This window comes from Prauserella shujinwangii, assembly GCF_003001955.1.
Lineage (GTDB): Bacteria > Actinomycetota > Actinomycetes > Mycobacteriales > Pseudonocardiaceae > Qaidamihabitans > Qaidamihabitans shujinwangii.
Genome location: NZ_PVNH01000004.1, coordinates 61,626 through 81,688, shown reverse-complemented (window position 1 = coordinate 81,688; position 20,063 = coordinate 61,626). Strand labels below are relative to the sequence as shown.

The 20,063-nt window shown below is 72.9% G+C and carries 12 protein-coding genes and 1 pseudogene; 10 read left to right on the top strand and 3 right to left on the bottom strand.

The features are described 5' to 3' along the window. Positions 1 to 126: 126 nt before the first annotated feature. Both B0I33_RS30885 and B0I33_RS30880 read left to right on the top strand, forming a co-directional pair. Positions 127 to 756 (top strand): annotated as a pseudogene (locus B0I33_RS30885) (MFS transporter); the annotation flags it as partial. Then, positions 757 to 1,524 carry an MFS transporter gene (locus B0I33_RS30880; protein WP_425440468.1) on the top strand — a complete coding sequence of 256 codons (768 nt, stop codon included), beginning with the start codon at positions 757 to 759 and terminating at the stop codon, positions 1,522 to 1,524. Here the strand turns inward: B0I33_RS30880 and B0I33_RS10115 are convergent. Beyond that, entirely contained in the window at positions 1,407 to 2,285 is an 879-nt protein-coding gene (locus B0I33_RS10115) for an isocitrate lyase/phosphoenolpyruvate mutase family protein (RefSeq protein ID WP_146147481.1), read from the bottom strand. The two genes, B0I33_RS30880 and B0I33_RS10115, sit on opposite strands and share 118 nt — an antisense overlap. 56 nt (positions 2,286 to 2,341) lie before the next feature. Continuing rightward, a complete protein-coding gene (locus tag B0I33_RS10110) occupies positions 2,342 to 3,985 on the bottom strand; it encodes a beta-propeller domain-containing protein (protein WP_181193243.1) in 1,644 nt (547 codons plus the stop codon). 71 nt (positions 3,986 to 4,056) lie between these two features. Between B0I33_RS10110 and B0I33_RS10105 the strand changes: the two genes are divergently transcribed. From B0I33_RS10105 to B0I33_RS10085, 5 genes are all read left to right on the top strand, one after another. After that, positions 4,057 to 4,764 carry a GntR family transcriptional regulator gene (locus B0I33_RS10105; RefSeq protein WP_106178358.1) on the top strand — a complete coding sequence of 236 codons (708 nt, stop codon included), beginning with the start codon at positions 4,057 to 4,059 and terminating at the stop codon, positions 4,762 to 4,764. Positions 4,765 to 4,834: 70 nt separating this feature from the next. Next, positions 4,835 to 6,106 (top strand): hydroxyacid-oxoacid transhydrogenase, encoded by a 1,272-nt coding sequence (locus B0I33_RS10100; protein ID WP_106178357.1) that lies wholly within the window; start codon positions 4,835 to 4,837, stop codon positions 6,104 to 6,106. A 9-nt stretch (positions 6,107 to 6,115) separates the two neighbouring features. Beyond that, positions 6,116 to 8,935 carry an FAD-binding and (Fe-S)-binding domain-containing protein gene (locus B0I33_RS10095; RefSeq protein ID WP_106178356.1) on the top strand — a complete coding sequence of 940 codons (2,820 nt, stop codon included), beginning with the start codon at positions 6,116 to 6,118 and terminating at the stop codon, positions 8,933 to 8,935. A 49-nt stretch (positions 8,936 to 8,984) separates the two neighbouring features. Continuing rightward, entirely contained in the window at positions 8,985 to 9,773 is a 789-nt protein-coding gene (locus B0I33_RS10090) for a 2-keto-4-pentenoate hydratase (protein WP_106178355.1), read from the top strand. Between the two features lie 133 nt (positions 9,774 to 9,906). Then, a complete protein-coding gene (locus B0I33_RS10085) occupies positions 9,907 to 10,173 on the top strand; it encodes a hypothetical protein (protein WP_181193266.1) in 267 nt (88 codons plus the stop codon). A gap of 70 nt (positions 10,174 to 10,243) precedes the next feature. Here B0I33_RS10085 and B0I33_RS10080 read toward each other — a convergent pair whose 3' ends face one another. Next, complete coding sequence (locus tag B0I33_RS10080; RefSeq protein WP_106178353.1) at positions 10,244 to 11,422, bottom strand: acyl-CoA dehydrogenase family protein; 1,179 nt, start codon at positions 11,420 to 11,422, stop codon at positions 10,244 to 10,246. A gap of 514 nt (positions 11,423 to 11,936) precedes the next feature. Between B0I33_RS10080 and gltB the strand changes: the two genes are divergently transcribed. The 3 genes from gltB (at position 11,937) to B0I33_RS10065 (ending at position 19,974) form a co-directional block, all read left to right on the top strand. Further along, complete coding sequence (gene gltB, locus B0I33_RS10075; protein ID WP_106178352.1) at positions 11,937 to 16,475, top strand: glutamate synthase large subunit; 4,539 nt, start codon at positions 11,937 to 11,939, stop codon at positions 16,473 to 16,475. Beyond that, a complete protein-coding gene (locus tag B0I33_RS10070) occupies positions 16,468 to 17,919 on the top strand; it encodes a glutamate synthase subunit beta (RefSeq protein ID WP_106178351.1) in 1,452 nt (483 codons plus the stop codon). The genes gltB and B0I33_RS10070 overlap by 8 nt, the downstream gene beginning before the upstream one ends. A gap of 186 nt (positions 17,920 to 18,105) precedes the next feature. After that, on the top strand, positions 18,106 to 19,974 hold the full coding sequence (locus B0I33_RS10065) for a LamG-like jellyroll fold domain-containing protein (protein ID WP_106178350.1): 1,869 nt from the start codon (positions 18,106 to 18,108) through the stop codon (positions 19,972 to 19,974). Positions 19,975 to 20,063 lie beyond the last annotated feature (89 nt).

Sequence of the window (20,063 nt, the reverse complement as noted above, 5' to 3'; positions counted from 1 at the left end):
CCCCGGCGGGTGCTTCCGCAAGGGGGTCGGATCCGGTTCACCGATCCGGACACCGCCCCGGTGTCCGGATTCGCACGGCGGCAACGACCTCGCCGGGAAACACCGTCCGCCCACCGGGGAGTCCCGATGACCGACCGCACCGTCCGGCGCCCGCGGCACGCACTGGCCGTGCTCGGGCTGCCGTTCCTCATGACCATCCTGGACGGCACGAGCGTGCTGACCGCGCTGCCCGCGATCGAGGCGGACCTGGGTCCCGGCCGGATTCCCGCGCACTGGACGGTCACCGCGTACGCACTCGCGTTCAGCGGGCTGCTGCTGTGCTGTGGCCGCGTCGCCGACATCCTGGGCAGGCGCCGGATGTTCCGCACGGGCAACGCGCTGCTCGCCGGGTCGTCGCTGCTGTGCGCGATGTCGCCGACCGCGGAGGCGCTCGTCGCCGCGCGGGCGTTCCAGGGTGTCGCCGCCGCGATCATCGCGCCCGCCGCGCTGTCCCTCCTGCTCGCCGTCTTCGCCGAGGGTCCCGAGCGCAACCGGGCGCTCGGCGTCTGGGGCGGGCTCGGCGGCATCGGCGCGACCACCGGCCTGCTGGCGGGCGGGGCGCTGACGAAGGCGTTCGGCTGGGAGTCGGTGTTCCTGGTCAACGTGCCGGTCGGCGCGCTCGTGCTCGTGGCCGCCCCGCTCCTCCTCCCCGAGAGCAGGGGCTCGGCCCGGCCGCGGACGTTCGGCGCTGCCGGAGCGGTGACCCTGACGGCGGCGATGGTGGCGCTCGTCTACGCCATCGTGGAGCTGCCGAGGGCGGGCTGGCTGAGCTGGCACACGGCCGGCCCGCTCGTGGCGGCGGTCGTGCTGGGCGTGCTGTTCCGGCGGCTCGAGCGGCGTTCGGCCGCCCCGCTGGTCCCGGCGCGGGTGGTGCGGTCCCGCACGGTACGCGGCGGCAACGTCGTCATCCTGTGCGCCGGGATGGCCGTGGACGGGATGCTGATCACGCTGACCGGGTACGTGCAGGGGATGCTCGGCTGGTCGCCACTGGGTTTCGGGCTGGCGACCGCCGTGATGACGGTGACCTCGGTGGCCGGGACCCTCACCGGCCAGCGGCTGGCGACGGCGTACGGCGCCCGCCCGGTGGCCGCGGCGGGTGCCGCACTGGCCGGCCTCGCCTGCGCGATGCTGGCGTGGCTGCCCGGGCGGGGTTCGCTGCCGCTGCTGCTGTGCGGGTTGTTCCTGCTCGGCGCGGGCCTGGGGCTGGCGTTCGTGTGCGCGCAGATCGCCGCCGTGACCGGAGTGCGCGAGGAGGACTCCGGGTTCGCCGCCGGGCTGGTGGACACGTCGTTCGCGCTCGGAACGGCGCTGGGCATCGCGGTCTGCACGAGCGTGGCCACCGCCGCGGCACCCGGGGGAGAACCGGGCTACCGCGCCGGATTCGCCGCGGCGGCGGTGTTCGGGTTGCTCGGGATCGCGGCCGCGCTGGTGGTGCCGCGCGACCGGCGGGCCGCACCGGCGACGGAGCGGGCATCGGCCGGGTAGCCGAGCGCCGCGAGCGACCCGGTGCCGAGGAGGTCGCGGGCCGCCCTCCGGGTGAACGCGTACGCCGCGTCGGCGAGCGCGGAGCCCACGCTGATGCGGGCGGCTCCGGCCCCGGCACCCGGCCCGCCCGGCGTGGCGAGCACGTTGAGCGGCGCTGCCGTCCGGTCGGCCAGGAGCGCGACGGTGTCCACATCGGTCACGCCGGGCACGAACACGCCGTCGGCACCGGCGGCGACATAGGCCGCCGCCCGGTCCAGCGTCGCCGGGACCGGGTCGGCGACACCGAGGAGGAACGTGTCGACCCGCGCGTTGACGAACAGCGGCACCCCGGCACGGCCCGCCGCGCAGCGGGCGGCGGCGATGCGGTGGCACTGCTCCGCCTCCGGCCGGAGCGCGGCGGCCGCGTGGTCGGTGTCCTCGAGGTTCACGCCCACCGCGCCCGCGGCGAGCACCCGGTCCACCGTCGCGCCGACGCCCTCGGGGTCCACCGCGTAGCCACCCTCGATGTCGGCGGTGACGGGCAGGTCCACGGCGGCCACGATGCGCGCCACGGCGGCGAAGGCGAGGTCCGCGGCGAGCCGCTCCCCGTCCGCGGTGCCGAGGGCGCGGGCGACGGCCGCGCTCGAGGTGGCGACGGCGGCGGCACCGGCGTCGGCCACGGCGCGGGCGCTCGCGGCGTCCCACGCGTTGGGCAGGACAAGCGGGGTGCGGGACCGGTGCAGGGCGTGGAAGTGCGCGCAGCGCTCGCGGAGGGTGTCCATGACGGCCAGTCCAGCAGGCCCGGGGCGCGGGTTCCGGCGGCTTTCCGCCGGGACGGTCAGCGGAACGGCAGCCACTGCCTCGGCGTCATCGTGGTCGCGTCGTGCACGAGGATCCCGGCGCCGGACACGGTCCACAGTTCGGCACCGAGCACGACGGCACGCCGTACCGGCTGCGCCCGCGTGGGATGCGCGCTCCGGCCGAGCTCGGTGATCCGGTCCCCGGCCACGCGGAGCACGAGCGCCTCCGCGTGCGTCGGCAGCACCAGCAGGCCGGACGGCTCCCAGTACAGGAACGCGCGCGGGTCGGCCTCCACCTGGGCCCAGCCACCGTCGAGCCGGTACTGCGTGACCCGGCGCGGTGCGGCGGGATCGGTCACGTCGAACAGCGACACCTGCAGCCCCTGGACGACGCCCCGCCGGTCGGCCTCCTGCCCCACGCCGATCAGCCGTCCCTGTCCCACCGGGTGCAGGTAGGCCGAGTAGCCGGTGATCTTCAGCTCGCCCACGGCACGGGGCCGCGCCGGGTCGGAGAGGTCGAGTGTGTACAGCGGGTCGGTCTGGCGGAACGTCACGACGTAGCCGACCGGGCCGGCGAACCGGACGGCGTAGATGCGCTCGCCGGGCCCCAGCCCGGTGAGCAGACCGGTCTCGGCCAGCCTGCTGCCGCGCCGTTCGAGCACGGTCACCCTGCTCTCCGAACCACCGGGCCCGTCGGGCGTGCCGGATCCGGTCGTGGTGGCGACCCGGAGGTGACCGTCGTGTTCGGACAGTGCGTACTGGTTGAGCAGCGCGCCCTCGACCGCGCCGGAGGCGACGTGCTCCGGCGGTCCCCCGGTGTCCAGGTCGAACTGGTACAGCTCCGTGCGGGCGGCCCCGGATCCGGCCTGCCACCGCTGGTGCGCGACGTAGAGGGCGCTCGCCGTGCCGTACACGGTCTGCCCGTCGGCGACGACCGCGACCGGGTCGCCGGTGCCCAGCTCACCGGCGAGGTCGAAGGTCAGCACGGTGAGCAGCGAGGCCGCCCGGTAGTTCCGCGGGTGGCTGATCCGCGAGCACTCGACCAGCCTGCCGGAGGTCGTGCCGCCGTCGGGGGTGGTCAGCGTGTAACACGGCAGCCAGTCGTCCACGGTGGCCCGCTCCAGCACCGCGTGGTTGCCGCGCTCGGCCGCGGCGGCGGACAGGCCGGCGTCCGGCTGGACGAAGGGCAGCCGGGGCGCCGAGCTGACCACCACGCGGACCGTACCGCCGACGGCGCGAGCGTCGACGTGGCTGCCGGTCACGTCGAGGGTGCCGAGGATCCTGGCCGGACCGGCGAGGTCGACCAGCGTCACCCGGGCCGGCGGGCCGAACACCAGCGCCCGGTCGCCGTGCAGCAGCAGCTCCGTGGCCCCACCCGGGATGTCCAGAGTGGACGTGACCTGGCGGGTGGCGACGTCGGCGACCCGCAGGCCGCCGTCCGCGACCGTGACCACCCGGCGCCCGTCGGTCTGCACCACGTCGGGCTCCCCGACACCCTCCGCCTGGTTGTTGGTGGCCGAATGGGCTCCCGTGCCGGGCTTGTCCGCGGTGGCGGGCGCGGACTCGGCGGCGCCCTTGGCGACCCCCACGTCGCGGTTCGCTCCGCCGAAGCCGAACGGGCCGACATGCGCCTTCGCCGCCTCCCGCAGCTCACGCTCGCGCCGTGTCCGCGGTCTGTGCACGCGTGTCCGCGCCGTGCGGCGCGGACACGCGTGCACAGACGGCGGACACGCGCGCGTGTCAGGATGACCGGATGCGGCAGATCGACACCGGCGGGAACTTCGCGCAGCGGATCCTCGAGGAGCTGCGGGTCGCGATCGTGAACGGCGAACTGGTGCCGGGCGCGCTCTACTCGGTGCACGACCTGGCCGCCCGCCTCGGCGTCTCCCGCACCCCCGTCCGCGAGGCGCTGATCCAGCTGGCCGAGCGCGGCATGGTGCGTTTCGAGCGCAACCGGGGCATCCGGATCCTGCGGACCTCGATGCACGACCTGGAGGAGGTCTTCGCGATCCGGCTGCTGCTGGAGGTGCCCGCGACGTTCCGCGCCACCGGGCACGGCGCGCCCGGGTGGGTCGCCGACCTTGCCGGGCACCTCGGCGCCATGCGCGCCGCGGCGGGCGAGCACGACGAGACCGCGTTCATGGCCGCCGACCGCCGGTTCCACCTGGCGATCAACGAGGCGTCGGGCAACCTGCGGCTCGCCCGCTACATCGACTCGCTGCGCGACATGGTGCTGCTGCGCGGCACGTCCACGGTCGACCGCTCGCGCGGGCTGGCCGACATCCTCGCCGAGCACGAGGAGATCTTCGCGTTCGTCGAGGCGGGCAAGGCCGCCGACGCCGCCGAGGCCATGCGGGCGCACCTGGTGCACACCGCCCAGCTGCTGCTCGGGCAGGAGGCGGGCGAGGCGGGCGACCCCGTGCCGGACGTGTCCTTCGACTGGACCCGCTACCCCGGCTGACCTGCCCGGATTGACGAGTGGCATGCCACATGCCACTCTGGCGCACCGGCGACGCGCGAAGGAGCGAGCAGTGACCGAGTACCTGCACGAGACCGTCTTCACCTGGGGCGCCACACCGTTGAAGTTCGGGGCGGGCGCCAGCGACGAGATCGGCTGGGACCTCGGCCAGCTGGGCGCCGACCGGGTGCTGGTGCTCACCGACCCCGGCGTCGCCGCCAGCGGGCTCCCCCAGCGGGTCGCCGACGCCGCGAAGGCCGCCGGGCTGACCGTCGGGATCTACGACCAGGTGCACGTCGAACCCACCGACGAGAGCGTCCGCGCCGCCGTCGGGTTCGCCGCGCAGGCGGAGTGGGACGCGTTCATCGCGGTCGGCGGCGGGTCGGCGATCGACACCGCGAAGGCGGTCAACCTGCTCACCACGCACCCGGCCGACCTGTTCGACTACGTCAACAAGCCGATCGGCGAGGGCAAGGCGCCGCCGGGCCCGCTCAAGCCGCTCGTCGCCGTGCCCACCACCGCGGGCACCGGTTCGGAGACCACGCCCGTCTGCATCATGGACTTCCTGTCCCTCAAGGTGAAGTCGGGCATCAGCCACCCCCGGTTGCGGCCGTCGATGGCGGTGATCGACCCGCTGCTCACCCTGTCCATGCCACCCGAGGTGACCGCGGCGAGCGGCATGGACGTGCTCTGCCACGCGCTGGAGTCGTTCACCGCCAAGCCGTTCCACTCGTTTCCCCGGCACACCCCCCAGACGCGGGTCGCCTACTGCGGCGCCAACCCGATCTCCGACGCCTGGACCGAACGCGCGCTGCGGCTGCTGGCCCGCTCGTTCCGCAGGGCCGTGCTGAACGGCGGCGACCTGGAGGCCCGCACCGACATGATGCTCGCGGCGACGTTCGCGGGCATGGGCTTCGGCAACGCGGGCGTGCACATCCCGCACGCGTGCGCCTACCCGATCGCCGGCCGCGTCCGCGACTACCGGCCCCGCAACTACCCGCAGGACGAGGCGCTGGTGCCGCACGGCGAGTCCGTGGCGCTCACCGCGCCCGCCGCGTTCCGCTTCACCTTCCCCACCGACCCGGGCAAGCACCTGCACGCCGCCGAGATCCTCGACCCGGCCGGGCACGGCGAGCCCGCCGAGCGCCTGCCATCGGCACTCGCCGCCCTCATGCGCGACATCGGCGTCCCCCGCGGGATCGGCGCGGTCGGCTACACCGAGGACGACATCCCCGACCTGGTCGAGGGAACGCTGCAGCAGCAGCGGTTGCTGTCGATCGCCCCGCGCCCGGTGCGCGGCGAGGATCTGGCCGCCCTGTTCGCCGAGTCGATCGAGAACTGGTGAACTGGACGGATGCTCGTCACCGAACTGCGCAGCGCCCTCGCGGGTGAGGTGGAGGACGGCTCCGCCGCCCGCGCGATGTACGCCCAGGACGCCTCCAACTACCGGCACGTGCCGCTCGCGGTGGTGTTTCCGCGCCACGCCGACGATCTGCGGACGACGGTCCGGCTGTGCCACCGGCACGGCGTGCCGATCACGATGCGCGGGGCGGGCACGAGCATCGCGGGCCAGGCGCTCGGCCAGGGCGTGGTCGTCGACTGCAGCAGGCACCTGAACCGGATCCTGGAGATCGACCCGGAGCGGCGGATCGCGCGGGTCCAGCCGGGCGTCGTGCTCGACCGGCTCCGGGAGGCGGCCGCCGGGCACGGGCTCACGTTCGGTCCCGACCCCTCGACCCACAGCCGCTGCACGATCGGCGGCATGATCGGCAACGACGCGTGCGGCTCGCACTCGGTGGCGTGGGGGCGCACCGCGGACAACGTGCTGGCGCTGGACGTGCTCACCGCCGACGGCACCCCGCTCACGATCGACCCCGCGCTGCCCGACGACGGCGGGCGCGGCAGCGAACTCGCGGCCCGGCTACGGGAGCTGGTGGACGGCAACCTCGCACTGCTGCGGCAGGGATTCCCCGCGCTGCCGCGCCGCGTGTCCGGCTACGCACTCGACGCGCTGCTGCCCGAGAACGGGGGCAACGTGGCCCGCGCGCTCGTCGGCACCGAGGGCACCTGCGTGCTGCTCACCGAGGCCACCGTGCGGCTCGTGCCCGCGCCGGCCGCCCGGGTGCTCGTGGTCGCCGGGTACGCCGACGACGTCGCCGCGGCCGACGCGGTGCCGCACGTGCTCCCGCTGGGCCCGCTGACCGTCGAGGGCATGGGCGCCGACCTGCTGGAGACCCTGACCGCCACGGGCAGGCGGCCGGCCGCGCTGGACCGGCTGCCCGAGGGCGACGGGTGGCTGTTCGTGGAGGTGGGCGGCAGCGATCCGGCGGGCGCGCTGGGCAGCGCCGAGAAGCTGGCCGCCGACCTGCGCGAGCACACCGGCGCCTCGATCATGATCGCCACCGATCCCGCCGAGCAGAAGCAGCTGTGGTCGGTGCGCGAGGCGGCGGCCGGGATCGCCACCCGGATGCCGGACGGCTCGGAGGCCTGGCCGGGCTGGGAGGACGCGGCCGTGCCGCCCGAGCGGCTCGGCTCGTACCTGCGCGGGTTCCGGGACCTGCTGGCCAGGTACGGGTTGCGCGGCTTCCCCTACGGCCACTTCGGCGAGGGCTGCGTGCACGTGCGCATCGACTTCGCGCTCACCCGGCCCGAGGGCGTCGCGCGGTTCCGCGACTTCCTGCGCGACGCGGCGGACCTCGTGGTGCGCCACGGCGGGTCGCTGTCCGGCGAGCACGGCGACGGGCAGGCCAGGGCGGAGCTGCTGCCCCGCATGTACCCGCCGGAGATCATCGCGCTGTTCGAGGCGTTCAAGGCCATCTGGGACCCGCAGGACCTGCTCAACCCGGGCAACCTCGTGCGGCCCAGGGCGCTCGACGCCGACCTGCGCTTCGCCGGGCCGCGCCGGGAACTGCCGGTGACCCTGCGCTACCCGCAGGACGGCGGGAGCCTCGCCACCGCCACCCGGCGCTGCGTGGGCGTCGGCAAGTGCATCGACGCCTCGACCGGTGTCATGTGCCCGAGCTACATGGCCACCGGGGAGGAGCAGCACTCGACCCGCGGCCGCGCCCGGCTGCTGTTCGAGATGATGCGCGGCGAGGTGATCACCGACGGCTGGCGGTCCGCGGAGGTGCACGAGGCGCTGGACCTGTGCCTGGCGTGCAAGGGGTGCCTCTCGGACTGCCCGGTCAACGTGGACATGGCCGCGTACAAGGCCGAGTTCCTGCACCAGCACTACCGGGGCCGGGTGCGGCCGGTGAGCCACTACTCGCTCGGCTACCTGCCGCTGTGGGCGCGGCTGGCGTCCGCGGGCCCCCGGCTGACCAACGCCGTGCTCGGCTCGCGGCTGGCCCCGCTGGTCAAGCGGCTCGGCGGCATCGCGGCGGAACGCGAGGTGCCGCGGTTCGCGCCCGCGACGTTCCGCCGGGCGTTCCGCAGGCACCGGGCGCCGGGCGGGGACCGGCCCTCAGTGGTGCTGTGGCCGGACACGTTCACCAACTTCTTCGCCCCGGAGGTCGGCGTGGCGGCCGTGCGCGTGCTCGAGCACGCCGGGTTCCGGGTCCGGCTGCCGCGCGGACCGGTGTGCTGCGGGCTCACCTGGATCTCCACCGGCCAGCTCGACGTCGCGCGCGGGGTGCTGCGGCGGTCGCTGCGTGCGCTCGCCCCCGACCTCGCCGAGGGCACCCCGGTGGTCGGCCTGGAGCCCAGCTGCCTGGCGGCGCTGCGGCACGACGCGCACGACCTGCTCGGCCCCGCCGAGCTGGACGGCGTGGACGAGCACGCGCTCACGCTCGCGGAGTTCCTCGACCGGCACGCGCCGGACGTGGAGTGGCCCGCGCTGGACGCGCGCGCGATCACGCAGCAGCACTGCCACCAGCACGCGGTGCTCGGGCGGGCGGCCGACGACCGGCTGCTGCGCCGGATCGGCGTCGACAACCGCACGCTCGATTCCGGCTGCTGCGGCCTGGCCGGCAACTTCGGCGTCGAACGCGGGCACTACGACGTGTCGGTGGCGGCGGCGAACCGGCGGCTGGTACCCGAGGTGACCGCGGCGGAGGCGGACACCCTGGTGCTCGCCGACGGGTTCAGCTGCCGCACGCAGATCGGCGAGCTCACCGGGCGGGGCAGCCTGCACCTGGCGCAGGTGCTCGACCGTGCCCTGGCCGCGTCCCGCTGACCGGAACGGCGGCCTTGCCCGGCGCGCGTGGCGGGGCGAGTGTGCTGCCATGGACGCCCACGCCGTCGCCGATGCCGCCGCCCGCCTGCTGCACGCGTACGAGACCGGCAAGCCGATCGCGCCGGTGATCGACGACCACCCGGAGGCGACGCTGGCCGACGCCTACCGCATCCAGCAGGAGCAGGTGCGGCACTGGCTGGCGGGCGGCGAGGTGATCAAGGGGCACAAGGTGGGCCTGTCGTCGGCGGCCATGCAGGAGCAGATGGGCGTCGACCAGCCCGACTACGGGCACCTGCTGTCCGGCATGTTCCACCTGGAGCAGCAGCCGATCGCCACGGCGGGGTTCCTGCAGCCACGGATCGAGCCGGAGATCGCGTTCGTGCTGGGCAGACCGCTCGCGGGACCGGGGGTGACGGTGGCCGACGCGGCGCGGGCCGTGGAGTTCGTGCTGCCCGCGCTGGAGATCGTGGACTCGCGCATCCAGGACTGGAAGATCTCGATCGTCGACACCGTGGCCGACAACGCGTCCTCGGGCGGGGTGGTGCTGGGCAGCAGGCCGACGCCGCTGCCGGCGGTGGACCTGCGGCTCGCCGGGTGCACGCTGCACTCATGCGGGCGCCTGGTCGCGACCGGCGCGGGCGGCGCGGTGCTCGGCTCACCGCTGAACGCACTGGTCTGGCTGGCCAACACGGTCGGCCCGCTCGGCAGCACGCTGGAGCCGGGGCACGTGGTGCTGCCCGGCTCGATGACGCGGGCGATCCCGGTCGAGCCGGGCGACTCGGTGGTGGCGGAGGTCGGCGGGCTCGGCAGCGTGACGGCGGTGTTCGCGAACGAGTGAGCGCCTCACTCGACACGGTGTGAGAGATATCGCACAGAGTGCCGGAAATTGTCGGTGTGATGCGGTTGAATCTGGGGGAAACACCCGGTAAAGGAACCGGGCGCACGACCGAGGAGGCATCGTGCCTCACAGCATGGATGACACCGAGACCGATACCGAACTGAACCACCGCGAACGCGCCACCCTGCTCGCCGTGGCCCAGGGTGGCGCGGAGATCAGCTGCAGCTGCGAACCGGACCTCTTCCTCGACGGCCTCGCCTGCTGCGACCAGGCGACCGCGCACCGCCTCGCGCGCGCGGGCCTCGTCGCGCCTGCCGTCGCGGGCAAGCCCGGCCAGCGCGTACCCGCTGTCCTCACCGAAGCGGGCCGCGCCGCGCTCGGCCTCGTCACCGCGGCCTGACCAGCGAGCCCGGCCTCGTGAGTGCGGAACGTGGTTCTTACCACGTTGCGCACTCACGAGGGCGGGGCCGCTACCGGAAGGCCGGGATGCCCGTCACCGCCTGCCCCAGCGACAGCGCGTGCATCTCCTCAGTGCCCTCGTAGGTCAGCACGGTCTCCAGGTTGGCCAGGTGCCGGATCACCGGGTACTCCAGCGAGATGCCGTTGGCGCCGAGCAGCGTCCGCGCCGTGCGGGCGACCTCCAGCGCGGCGCGCACGTTGGCCAGCTTGCCGAAGCTCACCTGGTGGTGATGCAGCGTGCCGGCGTCCTTGAGCCGGCCGAGGTGCAGCGCGACGAGCGCCGCCCGGTTCACCTCCACCACGAGGTCGGCGAGCTTGCGCTGGGTGAGCTGGTGGGCGGCCAGCGGCTTGCCGAACTGCTCGCGCGCCAGCGTGTACTCCAGCGCGGCCTCGTAACACGTGCGCGCGGCGCCGACGACGCCGAACAGGATCCCGAACCGCGCCTCGTTGAGGCAGGACAGCGGGCCGCGCAGCCCGCGCACCTCGGGGAACGCGGCGTCGGCTGGCAGCCGCACGCCGTCGACCACGAGCTCCGCGGTCAGTGACGCGCGCAGCGACAGCTTGTGCTTGATCTCGCGTGCGGTGAAGCCCGGCGTGTCCGTGGGCACCAGGAACCCGCGCACGCCGTCGTCGGTCTGGGCCCACACCACCGCGACGTCGGCGACGGTGCCGTTGGTGATCCACATCTTGGTGCCGTCCAGCACCCAGTCGGAACCGTCGCGCCGCGCGCGGGTGCGCATCGCGCCGGGGTCGCTGCCCGCGTCCGGCTCGGTGAGCCCGAAGCAGCCGAGCAGTTCGCCCGCGGCCATCCCGGGCAGCCAGCGCTGCCGCTGCTCCTCGCTGCCCCACCGGTGGATCGCGAACATCGCGAGCGAGCCCTGGACCGAGACGAAGCTGCGCAGCCCGGAGTCGACGGCCTCGAGCTCGCGGCAGGCCACGCCGTACGCGACGGCGGACGTGCCCGCACAGCCGTAACCCTCCAGGTGCATGCCCAGTACGCCCAGACGGCCGAATTCCTTCGCCAGTTCGCGGGCCGGTAACATTCCGGTCTCGAACCATTCGGCGACGTGGGGAGCCAGGTTCGATCCGGCGTGCTCGCGGACGGCATCCCGGATGTCGCGTTCCTCGTCGGCGAGTCCGGCGTCGACGCCGAGAAAATCCCTGGGGTCTCCTGCTGCGCTGCTGGCCATGCCGACAACCCTAGCGGCCGAGGCCAGAAGATCACGTTTCAGCAGGTCAACGAGGTTCGGTCCGGGCAAGATCGACGAAGCAGCCCGGTGGCGGGCAAGTCAATCCGGACGTGTTGTTTCCCACGTGCAACCGTTGACCTATCCCGATAACCGCGATTTCACACTACTGTCATAAGACCGGCGAACCCGGGAGCATTCAGCGCGCGCCGGAACGGCCACCCACCCCGTGGACTGTTCACGGCCGCGCCCGGTGTGTGACACCGGACCCGGCGAGGCGTGTCCTCGCCGTGACGCACAGTGACGTGCTCCGCGGCCGCACGACGTGGTGTGGCCAATCGACGGTGCCCGCGCCCGCCCAGGCTCACGCAGCCTGCGCAGGTCGTCGAGACGACCGTCGACTTCCCTCAACTGACCATCGCCAGACCGGGCCGGACCGTTAGCCAGGTGGAGACAATCCCCGCCTGACCAACCGCCCGGCCCGGTCGCGCCGAAAGCCATAGGAGGGCGGCCAGCCGTGACCCGCCACGTACCGCACGAGCCCCGCGGCAAGCAGGGCTTGTACGACGAGCAGTACGAGCACGACGCCTGCGGCGTAGCCTTCGTCGCCGACCTGTCCGGGCGGCGCGACCACGGGATCGTGCGCAAGGCACTCGTCGCCCTGCGCAACCTGGAGCACCGCGGTGCCCGCGGCGCCGAACCCGAGACCGGGGACGGCGCGGGCATCCTGCTGCAGATTCCGGACGCCTTCTACCGCGAGATCGTCGACTTCGAACTGCCCGATCCGGGCGCGTACGCCGTCGGCACCGCGTTCCTGCCCGTGGACGAGACCGCGCGCGGCAAGGCCATGTCCACCATCGAGCGGATCGCGGCCGAGGAGGGCATGCGCGTCCTCGGCTGGCGGGAACTGCCGGTGGACGCCGAGCACGTCGGTCCCACCGCGCGCACGACGATGCCGCATTTCACGCAGGTGTTCCTCGCCCCGCAGCGCGACGAGGTCACCGGTCTGGCGCTGGAGCGCGTCGCGTTCGTCGTGCGCAAGCGCGCCGAGCACGCGCTGGAGAGCTCGGGCGTCTACTTCCCGAGCCTGTCCTCGCGCACGATCGTCTACAAGGGAATGCTCACCGAGCCGCAGGTCGAGCGGTTCTTCCCCGACCTCACCGACGAGCGCGTGACCAGCGCCATCGGCCTGGTGCACTCACGCTTCTCCACCAACACGTTCCCCTCGTGGCCGCTGGCGCACCCGTACCGCTACGTCGCGCACAACGGTGAGATCAACACGCTCAAGGGCAACCGGAACTGGATGGACGCGCGCGAGTCGCAGCTGTCCACCGACCTGATCCCCGGCGAGCTGCAGCGGATCTACCCGATCATCACGCGCGGCGCGAGCGACTCCGCGTCGTTCGACGAGGTGCTGGAGCTGCTGCACCTGGGCGGGCGGCCGCTGCCGCACGCGGTGCTCATGATGATCCCCGAGGCGTGGGAGAACCACGAGGAGATGGACCCCGCCCGGCGGGCCTTCTACGAGTTCCACTCCACGCTCATGGAGCCGTGGGACGGCCCCGCGCTGGTCTCGTTCACCGACGGCACGCAGATCGGCGCCGTGCTCGACCGCAACGGCCTGCGCCCGGCGCGGTACTGGGTGACCGAGGACGGCCTCGTGGTGCTGGCCAGTGAGGTCGGCGTGCTGGAGCTGGACCAGTCCACCATCGTGCGCAAGGGCAGGCTGGAGCCGGGCCGCATGTTCCTCGTCGACACGGCCGAGGGCCGCATCGTCGACGACGAGGAGATCAAGGGCGCGCTGGCCTCCGAGCACCCGTACGACGAGTGGCTCGACGCGGGCATGCTGCGGCTGGAGGAGCTGCCCGAACGGGAGCGCGAGGTGCCCACGCACTCGTCGCTGGTCCGCCGCCAGCAGGCGTTCGGCTACACCGAGGAGGAGCTGTCGGTCCTGCTGGAGCCGATGGCCCGCGGCGGTGCGGAGCCGATCGGCTCGATGGGCAACGACTCACCGCTGGCGCCACTGTCCAGCAGGCCGCGGCAGATCTTCGACTACTTCACGCAGCTGTTCGCGCAGGTGACCAACCCGCCGCTGGACGCCATCCGCGAGGAGCTGGTGACGGCGCTCGGCACGCAGCTCGGTTCGGAGCCCAACCTGCTGTCCGCGGGACCGGAGCACTGCCGCAAGATCGTGCTGCCGTTCCCGGTGCTGGACAACGACGAGCTCGCCAAGCTGGTGCACGTCAACGACGACGGCACGCTGCCGGAGTTCCAGGCGCACACCGTGCACGGCACGTACGAGGTCGCCGGCGGCGGCGCGGCGCTGCTGCGCAGGCTCGACGAGATCCGCCGCGAGGTGTCCGAGGCGATCGCGGGCGGCGCACGGCTGATCGTGCTGTCCGACCGGGGCATCGACGCCGAGCACGCGGCGATCCCCTCGCTGCTGCTGACCGGCGCGGTGCACCACCACCTGGTGCGGGAGAAGAGCCGCACCCAGGTCGGCCTCGTCGTGGAGTCCGGCGACGCGCGCGAGGTGCACCACATCGCACTGCTCATCGGATACGGCGCGGCCGCGGTGAACCCGTACCTGGCGATGGCCACCGTCGAGGAGATGGCCGAGCAGGGCCTGATTCCCGGCGTGTCCGCCAAGGAGGCCACGCGCAACCTCATCAAGGCGCTGGGCAAGGGCGTGCGCAAGACGATGTCCAAAATGGGCGTCTCGACGGTCGCGTCCTACACCGGCGCGCAGATCTTCGAGGCGATCGGCCTCGGCGAGGAGGTCATCGAGGCCTGCTTCGCAGGCACCACGTCGCGGCTCGGCGGCGTCGGCTTCGACACCCTCGCCCGCGAGGTCGCGGAGCGGCACCGCAGGGCCTACCCCGCCGACGGTTTCCACGCCCACCACCGCGAGCTGGAGACCGGCGGCGACTACCAGTGGCGCCGCGAGGGTGAGCCGCACCTGTTCAACCCGCAGACGGTGTTCAAGCTGCAGCACTCCACGCGCTCCGGGAAGTACGAGATCTTCAAGGAGTACACGAAGGCCGTCGACGAGCAGGCCGAGCGGCTGATGACGTTGCGGGGGCTGTTCGCCTTCAAGGAGGGCACGCGCCCGCCGGTGCCGATCGAGGAGGTCGAGCCGGTCTCCGAGATCGTCAAGCGGTTCGCCACCGGCGCCATCTCCTACGGCTCGATCTCCCAGGAGATGCACCAGACGCTGGCGATCGCGATGAACCGGCTGGGCGGCAAGTCCAACACGGGCGAGGGCGGCGAGGACCCCGAGCGGCTGTACGACCCCGAGCTGCGGTCGGCGGTCAAGCAGGTCGCGAGTGGACGGTTCGGGGTGACCAGCGAGTACCTGGTGAACGCCGACGACATCCAGATCAAGATGGCGCAGGGTGCCAAGCCGGGCGAGGGCGGCCAGCTGCCCGGCAGCAAGGTGTACCCGTGGATCGCGAAGACGCGGTTCTCGACGCCGGGCGTGGGCCTGATCTCGCCGCCGCCACACCACGACATCTACTCGATCGAGGACCTGGCACAGCTGATCCACGACCTGAAGAACGCCAACCCGGCGGCGCGGATCCACGTCAAGCTGGTGTCCGAGGTCGGCGTCGGCACGGTCGCGGCCGGGGTGTCCAAGGCGCACGCCGACGTGGTGCTCATCTCCGGGCACGACGGCGGGACCGGCGCCTCGCCGCTGTCGTCGATCAAGCACGCGGGCGGCCCGTGGGAGCTCGGCCTGGCCGAGACCCAGCAGACGCTGCTGGAGAACCGGCTGCGCGACCGGATCGTGGTGCAGACCGACGGCCAGCTCAAGACGGGCCGGGACGTGGTGATCGCCGCGCTGCTCGGCGCCGAGGAGTTCGGCTTCGCCACCGCGCCGCTGGTGGTGTCCGGCTGCATCATGATGCGGGTGTGCCACCTGGACACCTGCCCGGTGGGCGTGGCGACGCAGAACCCGAAGCTGCGCGAGAAGTTCTCCGGCAAGGCCGAGTACGTGGTGAACTTCTTCGAGTTCGTCGCGCAGGAGGTGCGCGAGTACCTGGCGCGGCTCGGTTTCCGGTCGATCGCCGAGGCGGTCGGGCACGCCGAGATGCTCGACACGCGGGCGGCGGTGGACCACTGGAAGGCCGGCGGGCTCGACCTCTCGCCGATCTTCCACGTGCCCGAGCTGGAGCCGAGGGCCGCGCGGCACCAGGTGGTGGCGCAGGACCACGGGCTGGAGAAGGCGCTGGACAACACGCTCATCCAGCTCGCCGAGGGTGCGCTGTCCTCCGGGGACAAGGTGCGGCTGGAACTGCCGGTGCGCAACGTCAACCGGACGGTCGGCACGATGCTCGGCTCCGAGCTGACGAAGCGCTGGGGCGGCGAGGGCCTGCCCGACGACACCATCGACATCACGTTCACCGGTACCGCGGGGCAGTCGTTCGGCGCGTTCGTGCCGAGGGGCATCACGCTGCGGCTGTTCGGCGACGCCAACGACTACGTCGGCAAGGGCCTTTCCGGCGGGCGGATCGTCGTGCGGCCGGCGAAGGAAGCCCGGTTCGCCGCCGAGGAGCACATCATCGCGGGCAACGTGATCTGCTACGGCGCCACGAGCGGTGAGATCTTCCTGCGGGGCAAGGTCGGCGAGCGGTTCTGCGTGCGCAACTCGGGCGCGCTGGCCGTCGTCGAGGGCGTCGGTGACCACGGCTGCGAGTACATGACCGGCGGCCGGGTGGTCGTGCTGGGCCCGACCGGCCGGAACTTCGCGGCGGGCATGTCGGGCGGTATCGCCTACGTGCTGGACCTGACGCTGGGCCGGGTCAACCGGGAGATGGTGGACCTCGACGAGCTGGACGACGCCGACGTCGAGTTCCTGCGCGACGCCGTCGAGCGGCACTACGCCGAGACGGACTCGGCCGTGGCGCGGGCGCTGCTCACCGACTGGGAGGCGGCGCTGTCGCGGTTCGCGAAGGTGATGCCGAAGGACTTCAAGCGCGTCCTGCGGGCGCAGGCCGCTGCCGAGCGCGACGGCAGGGACGTGAACGAGGCGATCATGGAGGCCGCACATGGCTGACCCGAAGGGTTTCCTGACCACTCCCCGGGAGACGCCGAAGTCGCGTCCCGTGGACATCCGGATCTCCGACTGGCGTGAGGTCTACGAGGATTTCGAGCGCTCGAAGCTGGAGAAGCAGGCGGGCCGCTGCATGGACTGCGGCATCCCGTTCTGTCACCAGGGCTGTCCACTCGGGAACCTCATCCCGGAGTGGAACACGCTGGTGTGGCGGGAGGACTGGCAGGACGCCATCGAGCGGCTGCACGCGACGAACAACTTCCCCGAGTTCACCGGCACGCTGTGCCCGGCGCCGTGCGAGACCGCGTGCGTGCTCGGCATCAACGACGACCCGGTGACGATCAAGCGCGTCGAGATCTCCATCATCGACCGCGCCTTCGCCGAGGGCTGGGTCAAGCCGCAGCCTCCGGTCACGAAGACCGGCAAGAAGGTCGCGGTGGTGGGTTCCGGGCCCTCGGGGCTGGCGGCGGCGCAGCAGCTGACGCGCGCGGGCCACGACGTGGTGGTCTTCGAGCGGGCGGACGCGATCGGCGGGCTGCTGCGCTACGGCATTCCCGAGTTCAAGATGGAGAAGCACCGGCTGGACCGCAGGCTGGACCAGATGCGGGCCGAGGGCACGGAGTTCCGCGCCGGTGTCGACGTGGGGGTGGACGTCACCGCCGAGCAGCTGCTGGCGGAGTACGACGCGGTGGTGCTCGCGGGTGGTGCGACGGCGTGGCGGGACCTGCCGGTGCCGGGCCGCGACCTGCCCGGCGTGTACCAGGCGATGGAGTACCTGCCCTGGGCCAACCGCGTGGCCAGCGGGGAGCTGGAGAGCCCGCCGATCGACGCGCACGGCAAGGACGTCGTGGTGATCGGCGGCGGGGACACCGGCGCGGACTGCGTCGGCACCGCGCACCGGCAGGGCGCCCGGTCGGTGACGCAGCTGGAGATCATGCCGAAGCCGCCGTCGTCGCGGCCGGACGCCCAGCCGTGGCCGATGTACCCGATGATCTACCGCGTCTCCTCGGCCCACGAGGAGGGCGGCGAGCGGCTGTACTCGGTGAACACCGAGGAGTTCCTCGCCGATGACGAGGGCAACCTGCGGGCGCTGAAGCTGGTGGAGGTCCGCAACGAGGGCGGGAAGTTCGTGCCGGTCGAGGGCAGCGAGCGGGAGCTGCCCGCGCAGCTGGCACTGCTCGCGATGGGCTTCGTCGGCCCGCAGCGGGAGGGCCTGCTCGAGCAGCTCGGCGTCGAGCTGGACCAGCGCGGTAACGTGACGCGGGACAAGGCGTTCCGGACGAGTCTGGACAAGGTGTTCGTCGCGGGCGACATGGGCCGTGGCCAGTCGCTCATCGTGTGGGCCATCGCGGAGGGCCGCTCGGCCGCGGCGGGTGTGGACGCCTACCTCACCGGCCGGGACGTGCTGCCCGCGCCGATCGCCCCCACGGACCGCCCCATCGCGTAGCCGAGCCAGCAGTGAAGGCCACCTTCAGTGCGTTGAACGCACTGAAGGTGGCCTTCACTGCTGCCGGGAGCACGGCCCACTCCCGTGGTTATCACCCGTTGGTGGGAGCGGGTTTCGCTGGGCGTCAACCGGTGGTCAAGTTCGCGACCCAGGGTGGAACGGACATTCCAAGCCTGGGAGAACACAGTGGACAACTCAGCACCCAGCGACGTCACCCGTCGCACCCTGTTGCAGGCCGCCGTCGGCGCGCCGGCCGTCGCGGCCGCCGCCTCCGTGACCTCCGCCGCGCTCGGCGCGGGGACCGCCGAGGCGGCGGGCGGGCGCCGTGACCCGGACGTCCCGCGGTTCACCCTCGCCGTGCTGCCGGACACGCAGTACCTCATCGACGAGGGCGGCTCCGACCCCGAGCCGGTCCGCGAGGCCCTGCGCTATGCCGTGCGCTCGCGCGACGAGCGCAACATCGTCTTCCTGGCGCACCTCGGCGACGTCACCGAGCACGGCACCGAGACGGAGATGCGCACCGCCGAGCACGTGTTCCGGTCGATCCACCGCAGGCTGCCCTACAGCGTGCTCGCGGGCAACCACGATGTCTCCGGCGACGACCAGCGCGGGGACACGCCGTATCTGCGCACGTTCGGGCCCCGCCGGTTCGCCGGGATGCCGACCTACCGCGGCTCCTCCCCCGACGGCTACCACAGCGCGCACGTGCTGCGCGGCGGCGGCCGGGAGTGGCTGCTGCTCGCCCTCGACTGGCGGGTCACCGAGCACGGCATCGCCTGGGCGCAGCGGACGCTCGACCGGCATTCCACGTTGCCGACGATCCTCACCACGCACGACTTCGTGTGGGGCGACGACGAGGGCGGCGCGCACCTGTCCGGCCACGGCAGGCACCTGTGGGACGGCCTGGTCCGCCGCAACGACCAGATCTTTCTCACGCTGAGCGGCCACTACTGGCCGCCGGGCCGCACGACGCTCACCAACGACCACGGCAACCCCGTCCACGCCCACATCACCAACTACCAGGACCGCTACTACGGCGGCGCCGGGATGCTGCGGCTGTACTCCTTCGACCTCGCGCGCGGGTGCGTCGACGTGGAGACGATCTCGCCGTGGCTGCTGGCCAAGCAGGCCGAGCGGCGCACGCCGCTGGAGGCCGAGACGGTGGAGCTGACCGGGGACGTCGACCGGTTCACCGTGGAGATCGACTTCGAGGCCCGGTTCGCCGGCTTCGCACCGCCGGTGGTGCCGCCCGCCCGGCCCGCCGAGGCGGTGCTCGTGCCCGGAACCGTCGCGTACTGGCGCTTCGACGGCTCCGGCCTGGCCGGTGGCGCGGACGGCTCCCCGGTGCCCTCCGGCGCGGTGGCGCGCGACCTGTCCGGCCACGGCAACGACCTCACCGTCCAGCGGCTGCACTCCAGCGGCCCGGGTGTGCTCACGTTCTCCGCCGAGCACCACGAGACCCAGCCCGCGCACGCCAGCCTGCGCTTCGACGGCGGCAAGAACCCCGACCGGGGCGCGGTGCTGCGGACGGGGCCGGACGCGCCGCTGAACTCGATGACGTTCGAGCGCGGCTACACGATCGAGACGTTCCTCAAGCTGCCCGAGCCGTTCGAGGGCGACCACGCGTGGATGGGCATCCTCAGCTGGGAGGGCCGCGCCGGCGACGCGGGCAAGACCAGCGGCTGGTCGCCGGAGGAGCCGACCTGCAGCCTCAACCTGTCCGGGGAGCGGTTCCTGCAGTTCGTCGTCTACCCCACCGATGTGGACGCCGACCCCACGTCGTGGAGCCACGCCCTTCCGGTGGGCAGGTGGACACACGTGGCCGTGGTGAACGACGGCAGGCACACCGTGGTGTACGTGGACGGTTCCCGGATCGCCCGCAACGCGGCCGAGCGCTCACGCGGCATCACGACGCTGGGCAAGCCGTTCGCACTCGGCGGCACCCAGTTCGCCGGGAAGTTCGGGCAGGGCTTCTACGGCTGGCTCGGGGACACCAGGATCACCGCCCGCCCCCTGGACCCCGCCCAGTTCCTCCCCGCCACCCGCACCCGCTGACGGCAGTGAAGGCCACCTTCACTGCGTCCAACGCAGTGAAGGTGGCCTTCACTGCTTGCGGCCGCGGCAGGTGACGCTCTGGTCACATT

What these genes read in the sequence shown, in the direction of transcription:
- B0I33_RS30880 (WP_425440468.1), top strand. Translation starts at nt 757, where the DNA reads ATGGTGGCGCTCGTCTACGCCATCGTGGAGCTGCCGAGGGCGGGCTGG.
- B0I33_RS10115 (WP_146147481.1), bottom strand. Translation starts at nt 2,285, where the DNA reads ATGGACACCCTCCGCGAGCGCTGCGCGCACTTCCACGCCCTGCACCGG.
- B0I33_RS10105 (WP_106178358.1), top strand. Translation starts at nt 4,057, where the DNA reads ATGCGGCAGATCGACACCGGCGGGAACTTCGCGCAGCGGATCCTCGAG.
- B0I33_RS10095 (WP_106178356.1), top strand. Translation starts at nt 6,116, where the DNA reads ATGCTCGTCACCGAACTGCGCAGCGCCCTCGCGGGTGAGGTGGAGGAC.
- B0I33_RS10090 (WP_106178355.1), top strand. Translation starts at nt 8,985, where the DNA reads ATGGACGCCCACGCCGTCGCCGATGCCGCCGCCCGCCTGCTGCACGCG.
- B0I33_RS10085 (WP_181193266.1), top strand. Translation starts at nt 9,907, where the DNA reads ATGGATGACACCGAGACCGATACCGAACTGAACCACCGCGAACGCGCC.
- B0I33_RS10080 (WP_106178353.1), bottom strand. Translation starts at nt 11,422, where the DNA reads ATGGCCAGCAGCGCAGCAGGAGACCCCAGGGATTTTCTCGGCGTCGAC.
- B0I33_RS10070 (WP_106178351.1), top strand. Translation starts at nt 16,468, where the DNA reads ATGGCTGACCCGAAGGGTTTCCTGACCACTCCCCGGGAGACGCCGAAG.